The organism is Bacillus sp. FSL K6-0073 (assembly GCF_038006085.1).
In the GTDB taxonomy this organism is placed as follows: domain Bacteria; phylum Bacillota; class Bacilli; order Bacillales; family Bacillaceae_G; genus Bacillus_A; species Bacillus_A cereus.
Genome location: NZ_JBBOUN010000001.1, coordinates 742,501 through 759,218, shown reverse-complemented (window position 1 = coordinate 759,218; position 16,718 = coordinate 742,501). Strand labels below are relative to the sequence as shown.

The following is a 16,718-nucleotide window of genomic DNA, read 5'->3' as shown; positions in this document are numbered from 1 at the left end:
CTAATTAAAACTTCTCTGGATTTAATAATGCATACACTAAATACACTGTAATTGCTGCGACAATAACCGATAAGACAATCATCATGATTGCTTTCCTTCTTTCACAACTTTATCTGACCAACTTGCAAGACTTGCCATTGATGCAACTAATAAAATAAAAATCCCGACCATTACAACATCTAACATAGCTATCCCTCGCTTTGTTTTTGTTAAAATTTACCATTTAATTATTAAAAAAGAACACTGAGCTCTACTCAGTGTTCAAAAAATGAACAACAAAAAGTAAACCTCCTCTCTAAACGCTTACGAGGTTAGCTGTCGGATTCGGGCCTAAAGAGTAGCCCTACTTTCAAAACTGAAAGATTCACCCCAAGTGACGATGCACAAAATTGGTTCCCCCGCTCCATTTCTGGAACTCAGCGATTTTAGGTTTTTTTGGAAATTTTATGAATGATTTATGAGAGTAAATATACTCCTCTATATTTCACTTGTAAAGGGTTAAATTACTGAAAATAATAATATTTATATTCATTTAAACGCTTACATTGAAGATTATTACTATTATTTCATCTATTTTCTTTATTTCTCTTCTCTTTTCTTAAAAATGACCTTTTAAATATGAAATAAAAAGAGCGAATGAGATGAAGTGCATAGCTTGTTGCACTCAGCATTCGCTCTTTTTTATTCAACCTTTATTCTCCTCGTAAAAATGCACGTAAATTTCTCCCGCGAATATAAACTTGTGTCAATTCTGCATGTAGCTGCTCATACTCGGTAATATCCACCTCTAAATACAAAGCATCTTTTGATGGTAATATAATATACGGCCCTGGAAAAAGGGGATCGATCTGAACCAATTCTTGAACTCGCTCTACCGATACTGCCCAACGATTTGCTATATCTCCAAGTAATAATACCTTCATCATTTCTTCCCCCGCCCTATTCAAAAAATAAAAAAGAAATATTATCACAATTTGTAAACACGACAAACTTAGCTCCAATTGTTTCATAGAGCCTCGCTGGATATCGTTTATTCCTTGTAACAACAGTAATAGGTGCTTGAAAAGAAAAGCGAATGTGTTCTGTGAAAAAACTAACGATTGGAAGCTCATCCCCTAGTAAAATCACCTTCTTAATACACTCACAAATACTAGTAAAGTCCTGCTCCTTACTGCAGCTATAAGTCCAATCAAACCCACAATTCCTAACTTCAGCCGCTATCTCTTCATTTGCTGTAAAAATAATTAACTTATGTTGAAATGGTACTAGATCTCTTAAACTATCTACCTTACTTTCTTCTCCAACACAAATAAGTGTTAGTTCCATGTACCTCATCCTCCTTAGTATAAAAGAAATCAAACATAGATTGATATTCCCCTATACTAATCAGATCGATGAAGTGATGTATCCATCATGGCACCGTCCTCTCTCAAGACGCTTACGAAGTTAGCTGTCGGATTCGGACTTTGAGAGTAGCCCTACTTTCAAACTTGAAAGATTCACCCCTAGTGCCTACGCACAAATTGGTTCCTCCGCTCCATATAATTGGACTCAGCGTTTACAAAAAAATGTATTCTGGCTGATATATTACTCCTGTATTTTGAAAAAGTAAACAGAAAAAAAGCCAGTTATAAAACTGGCTTTTCACTTACCTATGCACGCGTTCTATTCACTTTATATGCAAAATGATTCGTCGGTCCATGACCACTACCAATATTCAATGGCTCTTCAATTGCTATACTAATAAATCGTTTTGCTTCTTGAACAGCATCTTCAATTGAGTATCCTTTCGCAAGTCCTGCTGTAACCGCTGAAGCAAATGTACACCCACTTCCATGCGTTTGCTTTGAAGGAATTCGCTCGCTTCTAAACTCAATAAATTTTTCTCCATCAAAGAGGAAATCAATTACTTCATTCCCTTGATATTCTGCATGTCCGCCCTTCATAAGCACATATTTAGCACCTAATTCATGCAATACTTTTGCAGCTTCCTTACTATCTTCAACATTATGAATCTCCATCCCAGTTAACACTTCTGCTTCTGGGACATTCGGTGTTATAACAGTTGCTACTGGTAATAAATATTCTTTTAATGCTTGAACTGCTTCTTGCTGTAATAATGATGCACCGCCTTTTGCAATCATAACGGGATCTAGCACAATATTATTCCAGCCAAACTTTTTAATTTGTTCTGCAACAATTTGAATTATTTCACTACTAAATAACATTCCTAGTTTCACTGCGTCTGGTGTTAAATCCGTACCAATTGAATTCAGCTGTTCTGTAATACCTTCTAACGGAACAGGATATACCCCTTGAACGCCAAGCGTGTTTTGAGCAGTAATTGCCGTAATAGCCGTCATTCCGTATACACCAAGCTCTTGGAATGTTTTTAAATCTGCCTGAATTCCAGCACCGCCGCCGCTATCAGACCCTGCAATTGTTAAAGCTTTATTCACTTTCATCCCACTCATCCTTTTCTATCCAAAATAGCGATGATAAATCGTTTTTGCTTCGCTTATATCTTTCGTTCCATGTACGAGCACACGGCCATCTTTAAAGGCTACTAACCTCTTGTCTTCAACAGAAAATGATAATAAATATAGATTTATATTTAAATCATTCACGCGACCTTCCAGCAACTCTTTATATTGTTCAAAATTCATTTCATCTTTATAAGGTGGTCTAATTTGAACTGTATTTCGCCCGCATAAAACTGCTGTTTTTGATGTGTTCTCTTTATTTAAATACGGATATAATGCATTCTCTCCGCATGAAGGACAATTATGCTGGCGAAGTTTTTGCACATTCATACATGAATACTCATTCTTCCACATATCAAACGATACAAGCCCATCTCGAAGTGATTCGTAATCTTCTACTAACAGTTTAAGAGCTTCTGTTACTTGATGAGAAACGACAAGAGATACAGCAGGTGATATAATACCCGCTGTATCACATGTTGCCCCGCCAAGCGGAATCGACTGTAATAAACATGATAAACATGGTGTTTTACTAGGAAGGATTGTGTAAGAAAGACCGTAACTACCTACACATGCACCGTAAATCCATGGAATAGAATATTTTTGTGCTATATCATTCACAATAAAGCGTGTTTCAAAATTATCAGTCGCATCAATAATTACATCAACATTTGTAACAAGTTCTTCTAGCTCTTCAGCTGTTACATCTTGAACGAGAGCTTCTATTGTTACATCACTATTAATCTCTTCTAAACGTTTTTTAGCCGCTATAGCTTTTGGAAGATTATTCTTTACGTCGCTCTCTGCATACAATTGTTGTCTTTGTAAATTACTCCAATCTACATAATCACGGTCAACAATTGTTATCTTGCCAACACCTGCTCTTACAAACATCTCTGCATTTGCACTACCTAATGCACCCGCACCGATAATAAGCACATGCTTTTCTCTTATCTTTTGCTGTCCTTCTTCTCCAATTGGAGAAAATAGTTCTTGGCGAGAATATCGATTATTCAACTACGCTCATTCCTTCTAAAGGACTACTTGCAGTTGCACAACGCTTACGTGCAATACGACCTGCTTCAAATCCTAAACGGCCTGCTTCAATACTTAATTTCATTGCTTTTGCCATTTTAATAGGATCTTTTGCTCCTGATACAGCTGTATTTAATAACACGCCATCTGCTCCTAATTCCATTGCAAATGCCGCATCAGCTGGGCTACCAATACCGGCATCAACGATAACTGGTACTGTCGCTTGTTCAATAATGAAGCCCAAATTTAATGGATTTACAATACCAAGTCCTGATCCGATTGGAGATGCTCCTGGCATAATCGCATGCACGCCAAGCTCTTGTAATTTACGTGCTAATACAACATCATCAGATGTATACGGAAGTACGATAAATCCTTCTTCCAGTAACATTTCAGATGCCTTTAACGTTTCTACCGGATCAGGTAATAACGTTCTATCATCACCAATAACTTCTACCTTTATCATGTCACAAAGCCCAGAAGCTTTTGCTAATTTTGCAATACGAACAGCCTCTTCAGCATTTTTTGCTCCTGCTGTATTTGGTAATAACGTATATTTTTTCACATCAAGTTTCTCTAATAAATTAGGTTGCTTTGCATCAAAGATATCCATACGACGTACTGCAAACGTTAAAATTTCAGCTTCAGAAACGTCAATTGCCTTTTGCTGTACGTCAAAATCAGGGAATTTACCTGTTCCTAATAAAAGTCTAGAATGAAATGAAAATGGTCCAATGTTTAACATAATCAACCGCCTCCTACGAAAGTTACAATCTCAATTTGGTCTCCATCAAAAACAGATGTATCTGTATGATCATCTTTTTGTAAAATATCTTTATTACGCTCTACTACAACAATTCTGTTATCTAACTCTAAATGTGTAAGTAGCTCAGCTACTGTTTTTACACTCGCTGGCACTTCAATTTGGTTACCATTAATTTTTAAATTCAAACTTCCATCCCCTTTCTAAACTCTTCTAGAAAGCAATGAATCTAGCAAATGATTCTCTTGCTTTCCTTCTATTAAATCAGCCATATATTGGCCAGAAATAGGACTTAATAAAATACCGTTTCGATAATGGCCCGTGCAAGCATATAAACCTTTTATTTCTTCATGCTCTCCCATATAAGGAGCTTCATGATTCGATTGTGGTCGTAATCCTGCCCACGTGCTTTCCCATTCTGCTTCTTTTAAAGCTGGCAATATTGTATAAGCACGCTCTAATATAGAAGTTATACTTTCTGGCTGCACAGTTTTATTGAACGTATGTGGCTTCATTGTTGCCCCAATTACGTAACGTCCACCGCGCTTTGGAGTAATGTAAAATCTTTCTTGAAAAATAGGTGCTTTTAAAAGTTGTTTTCTACTTCTTACCGCAACCACTTCTCCTTTAACTGGATATGTACCCCAATCACGGTGAAAATAACTGAGTAACTTCGTGCTCCATGAACCTCCTGCAATAACGACTTTCTCACATGTGACAATACCTTCACTTGTAATAACTCCAGTCACTTTATTATTTTCAATACGGATATCAAATACTTCTGCCTGTTCATATATATCAGCACCGGAAATTGCCGCAGAATGTGCGAATGCTTTCGTAAGCTCTGGTGCAATAACATGACCGTCTTTCGGATAATATACTGCTCCTATAATAGATTCGGATAGATATGGCTCTTTTTCCCGTACATGGTCTCCCGTTAGAAAATAAGAATCTTCACCTGTTTTCTGCTGCCAATCCATAATGTGAAGAATTCTTTCCTTCTCATCTTCATTTTGAGCAATACGATAAATTCCTTTTTCTTCATATCCAATATCAATACCCGTCTTTTCACGTAAAACTGCTGCAAGTTGTGGAAATATAGCTCGGCTTTCTCTAGCAAGTTCAAATAGCGGATCATACACATCCCATTCTGCCTGAACACCAAGTAAACCAGCAGCTGCTTTGGAAGCTTCCGATGCAATACTTTGCTTCTCCACAATCGCTACTTTATGTCCTCTTTCTGCTAGAAAATGTGCAACTGAACTGCCAATTACACCACCACCAATAATCGCTACATCATACTTCTCACACATGTTTTTCCGCCCACTTTCTTATTGATTCCTTATAAGATTTCGCTTTGCTATACGGGTTACTACTACTTACAATTCCAGACATAACTGCTATACCACTTACACCGTTAGTAAGAACATCCACTGTGTTTTCTGGGGTAATTCCTCCAATTGCTGTAATCGGTATAGATAAACACCTTGCAATGTCTGAAATTTCTTCAAGCCCTCTCGCTGGCACACCTTTTTTACAATCTGTCGGAAATACATGGCCATAAACGAGTGAATCCGCTCCATTTTTAAAAGCTACTATTGCTTCATCTAGCGAATGCACAGAATAACCGACATGCAAATACGAAAACTTTTCTTTCACTGACTTTACATCTGTACTTCGATATCCTAGTTGAACACGAGGTATATTTAATAAAATTGCAATATCAATTCGATCGTTTATGACAATTTTAGAAGCCGGAAAGCCCTCCATTAATAGACTTTCCACACCTTCATATAATTCCTTCGTACTCTTCTCACGCTCACGAATATGCAAATAATCAATCTCACTCTCAATTTGCATCGCTACATTCACTAACTCTTCGAATGGCATATGGCCATTTGAGATTACGTGGAGCTCATTTTTCATATTCATTCGCCTACTTTAAAATATTTTCGAATAGTTCATCGGCTGGGACGGTTTCTTTCGTCATTCCTTTGTCCTTCAGCCACTTATTTTGTTTCTCCCAAGATTCTTTTGAATCTGATAAAAATGGCTCATCTTTCGTTTCCATCTTCTCTAATAAAATTTTCATACTTTCCTTTTCAACTTCTGGCACAAGTGGGAAGTTTTCTTTTTCTTGATGATTTAATAAAATATTCAATGCTTCATCTGGGTTTTTCTTCATGAAATCATAGCCTTTTTTCGTACCACGTAAGAAAGCTTGCAACGCTTCTTTATCTTTTTTCAACGTTTTATCACCTGTTACAAACACAAGCTCATGGTAGTTTGGTACTCCGTAATCAGCTGGATTAAAGTACGCTGGTTCATGGCCTTCATGACGCATAACAGGTACTTCATGGTTAATGTATGCCCCTGTTACCGCATCTACTTTCTTCGTAATTAATGCTGGTACTAAATCAAAGCCAACATCAACTACTTTCACTGTATCAGGATTACCACCAGCTTCTTTTACCATCGTTTTTAAATACATCTCACTTAAAGGTGTTCCAGAGTATCCTACTGTTTTTCCTTCTAAATCTTTCGGTGATTGAATGCCCGCTGATTTCAGTGATACAACATGATTTAATGGTGAACGTACGACAGCTCCAATTGATTTCACTGGAATTTGCTCATTCGCTCTCGCCATAACAACATCTGGCTGATAATACAAGCCAACTGTCACCTTCCCTGCTGCTGCCAGCGTTAATGGATCAGTCGGATTAGAAGGGAATTTAATATTTACCTTTACACCTTCTTCTTTAAAGTATCCTTTTTCAATTGCTGCATAGATAAAGCTATGTACCGCATTTGGATACCAATCTAACATGACTGTTATTTCTTTCTCTTTTTTACTTTTGTCTGATGCTGAATTACTCGAACATCCTGCAATTATTGCAATTATTAATGTAAACACAAAGATGCGCTTTAAAAATTTCATGAATACTTCCTCCAACTAATGAATTTCTTTTCTAATATGGAAATAATTACGACGAAGAAAATAGCTAATAATGATAACAATACAATAGGTGCAAATACGCCAGCTCCATCTAACTGCGTCATCATTCTCTTACTGAAATATCCAAGCCCAGCTTGTGCACCGAGCCATTCTCCAATTGCTGCTCCGATAACACTAAGCGGAACTGCAATTTTTAAAGCTGAGAAAAAATAAGGAAGAGCAGATGGCAACTTTAATTTAAGAAAAATATCTCTTTTTGTTGCTCCATATGTAACTAAGAGCTCCTCCCATTCTTTTTTCGTACTACGCAGTCCATCATACGTATTGACCGCAATTGGGAAAAACGTAATTAAAACTGTGACAACAACCTTACTCCAAATTGTGTATCCAAACCATAAAACAAATAGCGGAGCAAGCGCAGTAATCGGAATCGTTTGTGAAGCAACTAATAATGGATAAAACGCTCTCTCCATCCATGTACTCGCATTCATTAACATCGCTAGCCCTACACCTAATACGATAGAGATAACAACACCTATTAAAACGACGTATAACGTTGCAGGTAAATGAACTGTAAATAATATGTCTTTTAGTTTCCATATCTTCATTACAATCGCAGAAGGTGACGGTAAAATGTACATCTCATCTACAATTCTTGCTCCTATTTCCCACACAGCTAGTAAAATACTAGAAAGTGTAATAGCAGGAACTAATTCTTTCAATCGGTTCATCACACAAGTACCTGCCTTTGTAACATACTAAGAAGCTCATCTTTCAGCGCTAATACTTCCGGTTTATATAAATCTTTTCGTGTTCTGTTATGATCAAGCGGTACAGTCCGCTCAGTCAAAGTCGTTATCGGCTGCTGTTCCACTACTAAAACTCGGTTTGAAAGAAATAACGCTTCTTCAACATCATGAGTAATGAATAAAATTGTTTTTTCCCACTCTTGCCATTGTTCGAACAACCATTCTTGCAAAGAGGTCTTCGTTAAAGCATCCAACGCACTAAATGGTTCATCTAACAGCAATATTTCCCCGCCTGTTAATAAAGTTCGAATAAAAGATACACGTTGTCTCATACCACCAGATAAATCTTTCGGATATTTTTTCTCATACCCTTGCAAACCAAATTTATGTAACAGTTCCTTTGCCTTTACTTGTGCTTCTTTCTTCTGTACACCTTGGCACTCTAGCGGCAGGGCAGCATTCTCAATAATTGTTCTCCACGGCAAAAGCATATCTTTTTGCGGCATATATCCTACAGGATGGTGCTTTGTTTCTGTCAGTTCTATCTGTCCAGTACTTACCTTTTCTAGACCTGTAATAAGGCGAAATAAAGTACTTTTCCCACATCCACTCGGTCCGATAATACTGACAAACTCTTTCTCATGTATAGAAGCATTTAATTCATGGATGATTGGTTTCTCATCGTAATGAAAAGAAACATTATGAAACTGTAGTATGTTCTTGCTCCTCAAATCCCCACATCTCCTTACGATAGGACATATCCCAGAATAAATATTCAAATCGACTGGAATATAAGAAAATCTCCTCTAATCTTTCTAGTTCTGTCTCAGACTTTCCAACTGCCATTTTATTTAATAAATCTATTAACCAAATACAAAGATTACCGTATTCTTCCGAACTATATCCTTGAATCCACTCACCAAAAAACTCATGATCTCTTGCTCCAGGAATATCATTTAAACGCTTTCCAATTTCCCAATAGCTCCACATACATGGAAGAAGCGCTGCTATTAATTCCGCAAGTGTGCCATTTTGAGATACAGACATCATGTAATTTGTATAAGCTAAATTTTTAGCAGATGGTTTCGCAGACTCTATCTCCTCTATAGAAATTCCAAGTCTTTTTGCATATTGTTTATGGATTGTCATTTCGCCATTTAATATTCCATCAATTTGTTCAGCGAACTTTCCCATTACTTGTGGATTCGTTGCTTTTACAACACCAATCGCATATAACTTTGCATAATCTAGCAGATATAAATAATCTTGAATAATATAATACTGGAATTTATCTTTTTCTAACGTGCCATCTCCCATACCCACTACAAACGGATGATTATGACTCATCTCCCAAACCGGTTGCACAGTTTCTAATAATCTATCGCAAAATTTCATTTCTCTATCCCCTTTCAATATATGTATCTAAATAAAAAACCACTTCTATATATAAGAAGTGGTTACAGCAAATAAAGTTATACATTTATTCGATGTTCCACTTCCCTTCGCTAGTATTACCTAGATCAGGTGTTGTAAGGGTTAAGGATTATTCCTCTCTCAGCAAATCAAGCACCCCTAGTGGTTTCAATATGAAATTTTCAAATAAAAAAGCCCCGTTTCTATACGCAAAGAAACGGGGACTCATTGTTAGTGTCCGAATTGCTTCCCTACGCTAGCATAATCTAGATCAGGTAATAAAAAGGATCAAAGGCTTACGGCCTACTCTCAGCTGGCAACACCAGCTCTCCTAGCAAACTATAAAATTATCACTGTCAGTATAACACCCTAATAAGACATCATCAACTTTTTTAATTTTCTTAATTATTAACAAAATATCAAAGTTATACAATACATACATTCTATTTTAGAAAATAAAACCCCAATTAATTGTATAAAAAGGAATCATTATCCTCAAAAAATTTATTTTTATATTGATTTCATATTACATTTATGTGAATACACCCACTATATTATATCTTTATACTATAATAAAATTACAACTATACAACTAGAGGAGGTCTCTATTCCATGAATATGAAAGCTGCTGCTTTAACAGCAACTACTGTAGCGATTGCTTCTTTACTTCCTTCTATGGGTGAAACAAATGTACAAAAAGCAAACGCTGAACAATTATCTAATATTAAAACTGGGTATGTCAAAGTCGATCAAGTAGCATTACATACAGAAGATAACGTAAAAAGCACATCAATTGATACAATTCGCTTTAATACAAAAGTGAACATCCTTGAAACAACTAATGAGTGGTATAAAGTATCTGTTCATAATAAAGTAGGTTATGTACAAAAAGATGCTATTTTACTAAAAAACAAACTTCATTCTAATGATCAATACATCGTTAATGCTAATGCATTAAACGTTCGCTCTGAACCTAATTTAGAATCTTCCATTTTAGATGTATTACCAAATGGCAAGTTTATTACCGTTCAAGAAGATCAAGGCGAATGGTATAAAATATCGCATAATGGCCAAACAGGTTACGTACAAAAAGCATTCATCTCTAATGGTTCACAACCCTTAGTAAAAGGAATCACCGTTCAAAATAATACAAAATATACTGTTGCAACACCTAATCTAAATGTACGTAGCAACGCTAGTACAAGTAGCGCTCTACTCGGTTCATTACAAAACGGTACACAAGTACAAGTAGTAGAAACTGTAGGAACTTGGTATAAAATTCGTTTTGGCACAGGATACGGATATGTAGCAAAACACTATGTAGTACAAAATCAACCACAAGCTAAAACAGATCAACCTTCATCAATTCCAGCTGCTTTCAAATTCCCTGCTCAAGGAAGAATTAGCTCAACCTTTGATATACGCTGGGAACAAATGCATTATGGTATAGATATTGCCGCTCCAGGAAACGTCTCTATCCAAGCTGCTGCTGCAGGTAAAGTTGTGAAATCTTATTATTCAGCTAGCTATGGCAATGTTGTTTTCATTGCGCATCAAATCAATGGGAAATTATATACAACTGTTTATGCTCATATGAAGGATCGCACTGTACAAGCTGGTGATCAAGTACAAACTGGACAATTAATAGGTCATATGGGAAACACAGGTCATTCATACGGGCAACATCTTCATTTTGAATTACATAATGGAGAATGGAATTTTGAAAAAACAAATGCAGTAAATCCACTGCCATATTTAGTTAGGTAAATTGTATGCCACGCAATATACCTCTTATAATTGAATACGTAGCCTTTTTAGGTTTAATCTGCTGTTTAATCATTTACAATACAAACATTGTATTTTTATCTATTATTATTGCTTTTGTTGCATTAGAAATTATGATGGAATCATTTCAAGTGCAACTAAAACAAAAAATTGCCCATATTTATAATGCTATTTTTCTTTTGAGTGCTCTCATAACAAATATAATTAGTAATGGCTTTTATTTATCTACTGTATTTCCAGTATTCTTTATGGCTGTTTTATTATTTGTAGCTAGATATATTAATGTCCCTTATAAACAAAAACAAGAACAAGAAGCTTAGAAAGAGGAGACACTGTGTACCAATCTTTCAAAGATACTCCAATAAAATACATATTGAATTTGTATAAGAAAGCCAATACTTTTTTTGGTATACAAGGAAGTTATACTGAACAACTTCTCCTATATGGAATGTTGTTTCTTGTCTTAATCACTTTCTCCTTGTTTTACTAACAAAAAAGGATCTCACATAAACTGGAGATCCTTTTTAATTTATATTAATTTTTCATATCGGAAATATTGTTTATCCACAAGCATATTTTTCATAAATAAAGCTCAGATTATATTTTTTCTCTAAGCTCATTCTTTGTTCGTCATCGCACCAATAGAAAAGAATATCATGAATCGTTGCGTAACGCTTATTTTTAAGAAATAGCCTAAAGAATGATGGTAAACAATCATGTAATTGTATAAATATATAATTGCGTAGTATTTCTTCTTTATATTCAATGCCCTTACAAATATACAGTAATTCTTCACAATAATATGCATGCTGTGGAACTTGTATCATTTCGAAAAATGGCACATAAGATAGTAGCTTTCCAATAAAATGACCGTATCGATCCATTACTCCTATCGTCATATGCTCCATCATTTCTTTCATCACATATAAATAATCATCTACATGCGTTGTCTTTAATGGGTCTAAGCGATCGGAAATTTGAGATAATACAGCTCTTTGACATGCTAAAACTGCCTGACTAGGTCCATAATATGATAGGAAATCTGTACACTTACGATATTTCCGTAATAAATCATGTGTATACAAATCATATACAAAAGTATTACAATACATTGCTAAACTCATCATATCACTATTTAATTGCTCTTTTGATAATGATTTCGCTCTCTTGCACATATAAAAGAATGTAAATTCCAATACTTCTTTATGAGATAATAAATGTTTACAATCGGTTATACACTTCTCATTAAATTTAACTCTATCCCAAATTTCAATATCCCTATCTGTCAATTCACCTATACGATATTTAATAATTAAATAATTTAAAGCAACTGATTGTGTCAAAAGATCCCATGTTTCATATTCCAATGAAGTATGAACAAACTCAGCTAATCCTTGCGCTATCATAAAATCATTTGCCTCTTCATACCAACCAATCTCTTGGCATAAGCGAAGAATACGCACTAAAGTTGGAATTTCATCTTTATGAAACTGCGGTAATTTCTTTGCTTTATTCATGCCATATACGATAAATGCCGCTAAATTTTCTTCTTTATAAAATTCTTTTTCTTTCCATACTAATATAGTTCGTTCTTTCCCCTCACCTTTTGGGTGACAAGGTACAAGCAAAGAAAATAATTCAGCGAAATTATTTGGTTCTATATATGTATCTGTAACCAAATTCCAATTTGGATCGCCCTGTACAGCCTTCATATAATTCCCCTTCCCTTTTCATCTATGTAGGAAATATTAATTTATTATCGCATCACTAAAAATTAATATTGTTATATTCAAAATCCCTCATAATACTTATATCTATCAGTATATCATCTTTTCTCTTATTAAAAATGAAGAATAACAAATTAAAAAAAACTGTCGAAATTATTAACCGTATCCTTATTATATAATGTCTCAGATACATCACGCTAACATATTAGTTTAATCCATATATGCTAGAATAATGTATCTGAACTTTATATATAATTTAGCTCTTTATGAGTGACCATTAGACTCTCGGTTAATTAAAGTTTCAATTTACTCTGTATGCTCTGAGATTTCGCTCAAGGCAAATCCAGCTTGATCATCTGCTGATTCCCTTATAGCTAAATCTCCTAGTGCTAACATGCCAATAAGTTGACCACTATCAACTACTGGTAATCGTCTAATTTGATGCTGTGCCATTAGCTCTGTAGCTTTTTCAATAGAATCATTTGGAGAAACTGAGATAATATTTGTTGTCATTACATTTGTAATTTTATTAGATCCAGGATGTTTTTCAGCAATCCCTCGAACGACTAAATCACGATCAGTAACAAGCCCAACAACTTGCTCATTTTCAACAACAGGAATTAATCCAACTGATTCTTCCTTCATTTTAACAGCTGCCTCATATACATTGTCTAGCGGTGTACAATGTACAATATGGGTACTCATTAAGTCTCTAACTCGTGTCATTATGATTTCCTCCTTTTTATACATACCATAGCTTTTCCAAAATTCCTTTATTTATTTCTGGAAAGTAACGTAATAAAAAGGATTAACAAAATAAAAAAGAGTCAGCATTATGCTGACTCTTTTTTGTATGACCCGTACGGGATTCGAACCCGTGTTACCGCCGTGAAAGGGCGGTGTCTTAACCACTTGACCAACGGGCCATGGCTCCGCAGGTAGGACTCGAACCTACGACCGATCGGTTAACAGCCGATAGCTCTACCACTGAGCTACTGCGGAATAATATATGGTGGGCCTAAATGGACTCGAACCATCGACCTCACGCTTATCAGGCGTGCGCTCTAACCAGCTGAGCTATAGGCCCATATACTTTACAGGGGCAGTAGGAATCGAACCCACACTGGAGGTTTTGGAGACCTCAGTTCTACCTTTAAACTATGCCCCTAAATGATGCCGGCTAGAGGACTTGAACCCCCAACCTACTGATTACAAGTCAGTTGCTCTACCAATTGAGCTAAGCCGGCATAAAAAAATGGTGGCTCGGGACGGAATCGAACCGCCGACACGAGGATTTTCAGTCCTCTGCTCTACCGACTGAGCTACCGAGCCAACATAAATGGCGGTCCCGACCGGGGTCGAACCGGCGATCTCCTGCGTGACAGGCAGGCATGTTAACCACTACACCACGGGACCATTTGGTTGCGGGGACAGGATTTGAACCTGCGACCTTCGGGTTATGAGCCCGACGAGCTACCGTGCTGCTCCACCCCGCGACAATATAAATTTTTAAAAAATGGAGGAGGTAGAGGGATTCGAACCCCCGCGCGACTCTCGCCGCCTGTCGGTTTTCAAGACCGATCCCTTCAGCCGAACTTGGGTATACCTCCATGAAGGAAAAAATAAATATTTTATTATTATATGTCTAAACCATTAAAGAAAAAATGGAGGAGGTAGAGGGATTCGAACCCCCGCGCGATTCTCACCGCCTGTCGGTTTTCAAGACCGATCCCTTCAGCCGAACTTGGGTATACCTCCGAGACATATATTAAATAAAGTGGAGCCTAGCGGGATCGAACCGCTGACCTCCTGCGTGCAAGGCAGGCGCTCTCCCAGCTGAGCTAAGGCCCCATGTTTTTTGGGAATATCGGGAAGACAGGATTTGAACCTGCGACCCCCTGGTCCCAAACCAGGTGCTCTACCAAGCTGAGCCACTTCCCGTTAATAAAAGCGCGCCCGAGAGGAGTCGAACCCCTAACCTCTTGATCCGTAGTCAAACGCTCTATCCAATTGAGCTACGGGCGCATATGGTGCCGAGGGCGGGGGTCGAACCCGCACGGTGGTCACCCACCGCAGGATTTTAAGTCCTGTGCGTCTGCCTGTTCCGCCACCCCGGCATGTCATATTGAAAATTGGAGCGGAAGACGGGATTCGAACCCGCGACCCCAACCTTGGCAAGGTTGTATTCTACCACTGAACTACTTCCGCAAGACATGTATGAGTTATTTTATTAAAAGTGCGGGTGAAGGGAGTCGAACCCCCACGCCAAAGGCGCTAGATCCTAAGTCTAGTGCGTCTGCCAATTCCGCCACACCCGCATATTTCATTAAAATGGTGAGCCATGAAGGACTCGAACCTTCGACCCTCTGATTAAAAGTCAGATGCTCTACCAACTGAGCTAATGGCTCTTAATGGCTGGGCTAGCTGGATTCGAACCAGCGCATGACGGAGTCAAAGTCCGTTGCCTTACCGCTTGGCTATAGCCCATTAATTAAGAATGGTGGAGGGGGGCAGATTCGAACTGCCGAACCCGAAGGAGCGGATTTACAGTCCGCCGCGTTTAGCCACTTCGCTACCCCTCCGACATATATGGTGGAGGATGACGGGATCGAACCGCCGACCCCCTGCTTGTAAGGCAGGTGCTCTCCCAGCTGAGCTAATCCTCCATTTTGCCTGGCAACGTCCTACTCTCACAGGGACAAGGTCCCAACTACCATCGGCGCTAGAGAGCTTAACTTCCGTGTTCGGTATGGGAACGGGTGTGACCTCTCTGCCATCATTACCAGACTGTATTCATTTAAGACAAGAATCATTTTAACTTATTTAACTTTTAAAGTCAACAAGTTTTTTATATTCTTTCAAAACTAGATAACATTGCTTCATATTATATGGTTAAGTCCTCGATCTATTAGTATTCGTCAGCTCCACATGTCACCATGCTTCCACCTCGAACCTATCAACCTGATCATCTTTCAGGGATCTTACTAGCTTACGCTATGGGAAATCTCATCTTGAGGGGGGCTTCATGCTTAGATGCTTTCAGCACTTATCCCTTCCGCACATAGCTACCCAGCTATGCCCTTGGCAGAACAACTGGTACACCAGCGGTGCGTCCATCCCGGTCCTCTCGTACTAAGGACAGCTCCTCTCAAATTTCCTACGCCCACGACGGATAGGGACCGAACTGTCTCACGACGTTCTGAACCCAGCTCGCGTACCGCTTTAATGGGCGAACAGCCCAACCCTTGGGACCGACTACAGCCCCAGGATGCGATGAGCCGACATCGAGGTGCCAAACCTCCCCGTCGATGTGGACTCTTGGGGGAGATAAGCCTGTTATCCCCGGGGTAGCTTTTATCCGTTGAGCGATGGCCCTTCCATGCGGAACCACCGGATCACTAAGCCCGACTTTCGTCCCTGCTCGACTTGTAGGTCTCGCAGTCAAGCTCCCTTATGCCTTTGCACTCTACGAATGATTTCCAACCATTCTGAGGGAACCTTTGGGCGCCTCCGTTACACTTTAGGAGGCGACCGCCCCAGTCAAACTGCCCACCTGACACTGTCTCCCGGGTCGATAAGACCCGTAGGTTAGAATTTCAATACAGTCAGGGCGGTATCCCACCAGCGCCTCCACCGAAGCTAGCGCTCCGGTTTCAATGGCTCCCGCCTATCCTGTACAAACTGTACCAAAATTCAATATCAGGCTACAGTAAAGCTCCACGGGGTCTTTCCGTCCTGTCGCGGGTAACCTGCATCTTCACAGGTACTATAATTTCACCGAGTCTCTGGTTGAGACAGTGCCCAAAT

At 38.2% G+C, this 16,718-nt stretch carries 19 protein-coding genes, 20 tRNA genes, 2 rRNA genes and 4 riboswitches (1 of these 45 running past the window's edge); of the genes, 2 read left to right on the top strand and 39 right to left on the bottom strand.

Annotation, left to right across the window (positions count from 1 at the left end; all coding sequences use genetic code 11):
- Positions 1–4: 4 nt before the first annotated feature.
- The 15 genes from kdpF to tenA all read right to left on the bottom strand — a co-directional run bounded on the left by kdpF (position 5) and on the right by tenA (position 9,381).
- Positions 5–82, bottom strand: coding sequence for a K(+)-transporting ATPase subunit F (kdpF, locus tag MHB52_RS03915; protein WP_223153441.1), 78 nt, complete (start codon positions 80–82; stop codon positions 5–7).
- On the bottom strand, positions 82–186 hold the full coding sequence (locus MHB52_RS03910) for a SipW-dependent-type signal peptide-containing protein (protein ID WP_000887894.1): 105 nt from the start codon (positions 184–186) through the stop codon (positions 82–84). Before MHB52_RS03910 ends, kdpF begins: the two co-directional genes overlap by 1 nt.
- Positions 187–286: 100 nt before the next feature.
- Positions 287–432: riboswitch (cyclic di-AMP (ydaO/yuaA leader) on the bottom strand.
- Between the two features lie 134 nt (positions 433–566).
- Positions 567–689, bottom strand: coding sequence for a hypothetical protein (locus tag MHB52_RS03905; protein WP_001999105.1), 123 nt, complete (start codon positions 687–689; stop codon positions 567–569).
- A gap of 3 nt (positions 690–692) precedes the next feature.
- Positions 693–926: a hypothetical protein gene (locus MHB52_RS03900; protein ID WP_001985933.1), complete on the bottom strand. Its 234-nt coding sequence runs from the start codon at positions 924–926 to the stop codon at positions 693–695.
- 13 nt (positions 927–939) lie between these two features.
- On the bottom strand, positions 940–1,326 hold the full coding sequence (locus tag MHB52_RS03895) for a hypothetical protein (protein ID WP_000424066.1): 387 nt from the start codon (positions 1,324–1,326) through the stop codon (positions 940–942).
- Between the two features lie 93 nt (positions 1,327–1,419).
- Positions 1,420–1,567: riboswitch (cyclic di-AMP (ydaO/yuaA leader) on the bottom strand.
- An 85-nt stretch (positions 1,568–1,652) separates the two neighbouring features.
- Positions 1,653–2,465 (bottom strand): bifunctional hydroxymethylpyrimidine kinase/phosphomethylpyrimidine kinase, encoded by an 813-nt coding sequence (thiD, locus tag MHB52_RS03890; RefSeq protein WP_000867379.1) that lies wholly within the window; start codon positions 2,463–2,465, stop codon positions 1,653–1,655.
- A 15-nt stretch (positions 2,466–2,480) separates the two neighbouring features.
- Positions 2,481–3,500 (bottom strand): thiazole biosynthesis adenylyltransferase ThiF, encoded by a 1,020-nt coding sequence (gene thiF, locus MHB52_RS03885; protein ID WP_001065423.1) that lies wholly within the window; start codon positions 3,498–3,500, stop codon positions 2,481–2,483.
- Positions 3,493–4,263 carry a thiazole synthase gene (gene thiG, locus MHB52_RS03880; RefSeq protein WP_061664463.1) on the bottom strand — a complete coding sequence of 257 codons (771 nt, stop codon included), beginning with the start codon at positions 4,261–4,263 and terminating at the stop codon, positions 3,493–3,495. Before thiG ends, thiF begins: the two co-directional genes overlap by 8 nt.
- Positions 4,264–4,265: 2 nt before the next feature.
- On the bottom strand, positions 4,266–4,469 hold the full coding sequence (gene thiS, locus MHB52_RS03875) for a sulfur carrier protein ThiS (RefSeq protein WP_001049502.1): 204 nt from the start codon (positions 4,467–4,469) through the stop codon (positions 4,266–4,268).
- 15 nt (positions 4,470–4,484) lie between these two features.
- The gene (thiO, locus tag MHB52_RS03870; RefSeq protein ID WP_000333315.1) at positions 4,485–5,594 is read right to left on the bottom strand and encodes a glycine oxidase ThiO; all 1,110 of its coding nucleotides are present in this window, start codon (positions 5,592–5,594) and stop codon (positions 4,485–4,487) included.
- The gene (gene tenI / locus MHB52_RS03865) at positions 5,587–6,207 is read right to left on the bottom strand and encodes a thiazole tautomerase TenI (protein WP_000787170.1); all 621 of its coding nucleotides are present in this window, start codon (positions 6,205–6,207) and stop codon (positions 5,587–5,589) included. The genes thiO and tenI overlap by 8 nt, the downstream gene beginning before the upstream one ends.
- A gap of 10 nt (positions 6,208–6,217) precedes the next feature.
- The gene (locus MHB52_RS03860) at positions 6,218–7,219 is read right to left on the bottom strand and encodes an ABC transporter substrate-binding protein (RefSeq protein WP_000670412.1); all 1,002 of its coding nucleotides are present in this window, start codon (positions 7,217–7,219) and stop codon (positions 6,218–6,220) included.
- Complete coding sequence (locus tag MHB52_RS03855; RefSeq protein ID WP_001080856.1) at positions 7,216–7,968, bottom strand: ABC transporter permease; 753 nt, start codon at positions 7,966–7,968, stop codon at positions 7,216–7,218. Before MHB52_RS03855 ends, MHB52_RS03860 begins: the two co-directional genes overlap by 4 nt.
- Complete coding sequence (locus tag MHB52_RS03850) at positions 7,968–8,717, bottom strand: ABC transporter ATP-binding protein (protein ID WP_001256793.1); 750 nt, start codon at positions 8,715–8,717, stop codon at positions 7,968–7,970. Before MHB52_RS03850 ends, MHB52_RS03855 begins: the two co-directional genes overlap by 1 nt.
- Complete coding sequence (gene tenA, locus MHB52_RS03845) at positions 8,686–9,381, bottom strand: thiaminase II (RefSeq protein ID WP_000666830.1); 696 nt, start codon at positions 9,379–9,381, stop codon at positions 8,686–8,688. Before tenA ends, MHB52_RS03850 begins: the two co-directional genes overlap by 32 nt.
- An 85-nt stretch (positions 9,382–9,466) precedes the next feature.
- A riboswitch (TPP riboswitch) is annotated at positions 9,467–9,570 on the bottom strand.
- Positions 9,571–9,630: 60 nt separating this feature from the next.
- Positions 9,631–9,742: riboswitch (TPP riboswitch) on the bottom strand.
- Positions 9,743–10,011: 269 nt separating this feature from the next.
- Here tenA and MHB52_RS03840 point away from each other — a divergent pair.
- On the top strand, positions 10,012–11,166 hold the full coding sequence (locus tag MHB52_RS03840; protein WP_001056015.1) for an SH3 domain-containing protein: 1,155 nt from the start codon (positions 10,012–10,014) through the stop codon (positions 11,164–11,166).
- A 5-nt stretch (positions 11,167–11,171) separates the two neighbouring features.
- Positions 11,172–11,504, top strand: a complete 333-nt coding sequence (locus MHB52_RS03835; RefSeq protein ID WP_001137821.1) for a hypothetical protein — start codon at positions 11,172–11,174, stop codon at positions 11,502–11,504.
- Positions 11,505–11,744: 240 nt separating this feature from the next.
- Here MHB52_RS03835 and MHB52_RS03830 read toward each other — a convergent pair whose 3' ends face one another.
- The 24 genes from MHB52_RS03830 to MHB52_RS03715 form a co-directional block, all read right to left on the bottom strand.
- Positions 11,745–12,896 (bottom strand): DUF3965 domain-containing protein, encoded by a 1,152-nt coding sequence (locus tag MHB52_RS03830; protein WP_000648911.1) that lies wholly within the window; start codon positions 12,894–12,896, stop codon positions 11,745–11,747.
- A gap of 321 nt (positions 12,897–13,217) precedes the next feature.
- Entirely contained in the window at positions 13,218–13,637 is a 420-nt protein-coding gene (locus tag MHB52_RS03825; RefSeq protein WP_000199010.1) for a CBS domain-containing protein, read from the bottom strand.
- 128 nt (positions 13,638–13,765) lie between these two features.
- Positions 13,766–13,837, bottom strand: a tRNA-Glu gene (locus tag MHB52_RS03820).
- Position 13,838: 1 nt separating this feature from the next.
- Positions 13,839–13,913 (bottom strand) — tRNA-Asn (locus MHB52_RS03815).
- Between the two features lie 8 nt (positions 13,914–13,921).
- Positions 13,922–13,998 (bottom strand) — tRNA-Ile (locus tag MHB52_RS03810).
- Between the two features lie 10 nt (positions 13,999–14,008).
- Positions 14,009–14,079: transfer RNA gene (locus MHB52_RS03805), tRNA-Trp, on the bottom strand.
- Between the two features lie 6 nt (positions 14,080–14,085).
- Positions 14,086–14,158, bottom strand: a tRNA-Thr gene (locus MHB52_RS03800).
- 9 nt (positions 14,159–14,167) lie between these two features.
- Positions 14,168–14,243: transfer RNA gene (locus MHB52_RS03795), tRNA-Phe, on the bottom strand.
- Positions 14,244–14,251: 8 nt separating this feature from the next.
- Positions 14,252–14,327, bottom strand: a tRNA-Asp gene (locus tag MHB52_RS03790).
- 3 nt (positions 14,328–14,330) lie between these two features.
- Positions 14,331–14,407: transfer RNA gene (locus MHB52_RS03785), tRNA-Met, on the bottom strand.
- 21 nt (positions 14,408–14,428) lie between these two features.
- Positions 14,429–14,521: transfer RNA gene (locus MHB52_RS03780), tRNA-Ser, on the bottom strand.
- Between the two features lie 55 nt (positions 14,522–14,576).
- A tRNA-Ser gene (locus MHB52_RS03775) sits at positions 14,577–14,669 on the bottom strand.
- 20 nt (positions 14,670–14,689) lie between these two features.
- A tRNA-Ala gene (locus MHB52_RS03770) sits at positions 14,690–14,762 on the bottom strand.
- A 16-nt stretch (positions 14,763–14,778) separates the two neighbouring features.
- A tRNA-Pro gene (locus MHB52_RS03765) sits at positions 14,779–14,852 on the bottom strand.
- Between the two features lie 10 nt (positions 14,853–14,862).
- A tRNA-Arg gene (locus tag MHB52_RS03760) sits at positions 14,863–14,936 on the bottom strand.
- 3 nt (positions 14,937–14,939) lie between these two features.
- Positions 14,940–15,028: transfer RNA gene (locus tag MHB52_RS03755), tRNA-Leu, on the bottom strand.
- 16 nt (positions 15,029–15,044) lie between these two features.
- A tRNA-Gly gene (locus MHB52_RS03750) sits at positions 15,045–15,119 on the bottom strand.
- A 29-nt stretch (positions 15,120–15,148) separates the two neighbouring features.
- A tRNA-Leu gene (locus MHB52_RS03745) sits at positions 15,149–15,229 on the bottom strand.
- Positions 15,230–15,243: 14 nt separating this feature from the next.
- Positions 15,244–15,319, bottom strand: a tRNA-Lys gene (locus tag MHB52_RS03740).
- A gap of 4 nt (positions 15,320–15,323) precedes the next feature.
- Positions 15,324–15,398: transfer RNA gene (locus MHB52_RS03735), tRNA-Gln, on the bottom strand.
- 11 nt (positions 15,399–15,409) lie between these two features.
- A tRNA-Tyr gene (locus MHB52_RS03730) sits at positions 15,410–15,493 on the bottom strand.
- 8 nt (positions 15,494–15,501) lie between these two features.
- A tRNA-Val gene (locus MHB52_RS03725) sits at positions 15,502–15,577 on the bottom strand.
- Between the two features lie 5 nt (positions 15,578–15,582).
- Positions 15,583–15,698: ribosomal RNA gene (rrf, locus tag MHB52_RS03720) — 5S ribosomal RNA — on the bottom strand.
- A gap of 101 nt (positions 15,699–15,799) precedes the next feature.
- Positions 15,800–16,718, bottom strand: a 23S ribosomal RNA gene (locus tag MHB52_RS03715); it runs 2,004 nt beyond the window's last position.

Bases quoted from the DNA above. Each gene is read 5' to 3' on its own strand.
- kdpF (WP_223153441.1), bottom strand. From the start codon at position 82: ATGATTGTCTTATCGGTTATTGTCGCAGCAATTACAGTGTATTTAGTG.
- MHB52_RS03910 (WP_000887894.1), bottom strand. From the start codon at position 186: ATGTTAGATGTTGTAATGGTCGGGATTTTTATTTTATTAGTTGCATCA.
- MHB52_RS03900 (WP_001985933.1), bottom strand. From the start codon at position 926: ATGATGAAGGTATTATTACTTGGAGATATAGCAAATCGTTGGGCAGTA.
- MHB52_RS03895 (WP_000424066.1), bottom strand. From the start codon at position 1,326: ATGGAACTAACACTTATTTGTGTTGGAGAAGAAAGTAAGGTAGATAGT.
- thiD (WP_000867379.1), bottom strand. From the start codon at position 2,465: ATGAAAGTGAATAAAGCTTTAACAATTGCAGGGTCTGATAGCGGCGGC.
- thiG (WP_061664463.1), bottom strand. From the start codon at position 4,263: ATGTTAAACATTGGACCATTTTCATTTCATTCTAGACTTTTATTAGGA.
- thiO (WP_000333315.1), bottom strand. From the start codon at position 5,594: ATGTGTGAGAAGTATGATGTAGCGATTATTGGTGGTGGTGTAATTGGC.
- tenI (WP_000787170.1), bottom strand. From the start codon at position 6,207: ATGAAAAATGAGCTCCACGTAATCTCAAATGGCCATATGCCATTCGAA.
- MHB52_RS03860 (WP_000670412.1), bottom strand. From the start codon at position 7,219: ATGAAATTTTTAAAGCGCATCTTTGTGTTTACATTAATAATTGCAATA.
- MHB52_RS03855 (WP_001080856.1), bottom strand. From the start codon at position 7,968: ATGAACCGATTGAAAGAATTAGTTCCTGCTATTACACTTTCTAGTATT.
- tenA (WP_000666830.1), bottom strand. From the start codon at position 9,381: ATGAAATTTTGCGATAGATTATTAGAAACTGTGCAACCGGTTTGGGAG.
- MHB52_RS03840 (WP_001056015.1), top strand. From the start codon at position 10,012: ATGAATATGAAAGCTGCTGCTTTAACAGCAACTACTGTAGCGATTGCT.
- MHB52_RS03835 (WP_001137821.1), top strand. From the start codon at position 11,172: ATGCCACGCAATATACCTCTTATAATTGAATACGTAGCCTTTTTAGGT.
- MHB52_RS03830 (WP_000648911.1), bottom strand. From the start codon at position 12,896: ATGAAGGCTGTACAGGGCGATCCAAATTGGAATTTGGTTACAGATACA.
- MHB52_RS03825 (WP_000199010.1), bottom strand. From the start codon at position 13,637: ATGACACGAGTTAGAGACTTAATGAGTACCCATATTGTACATTGTACA.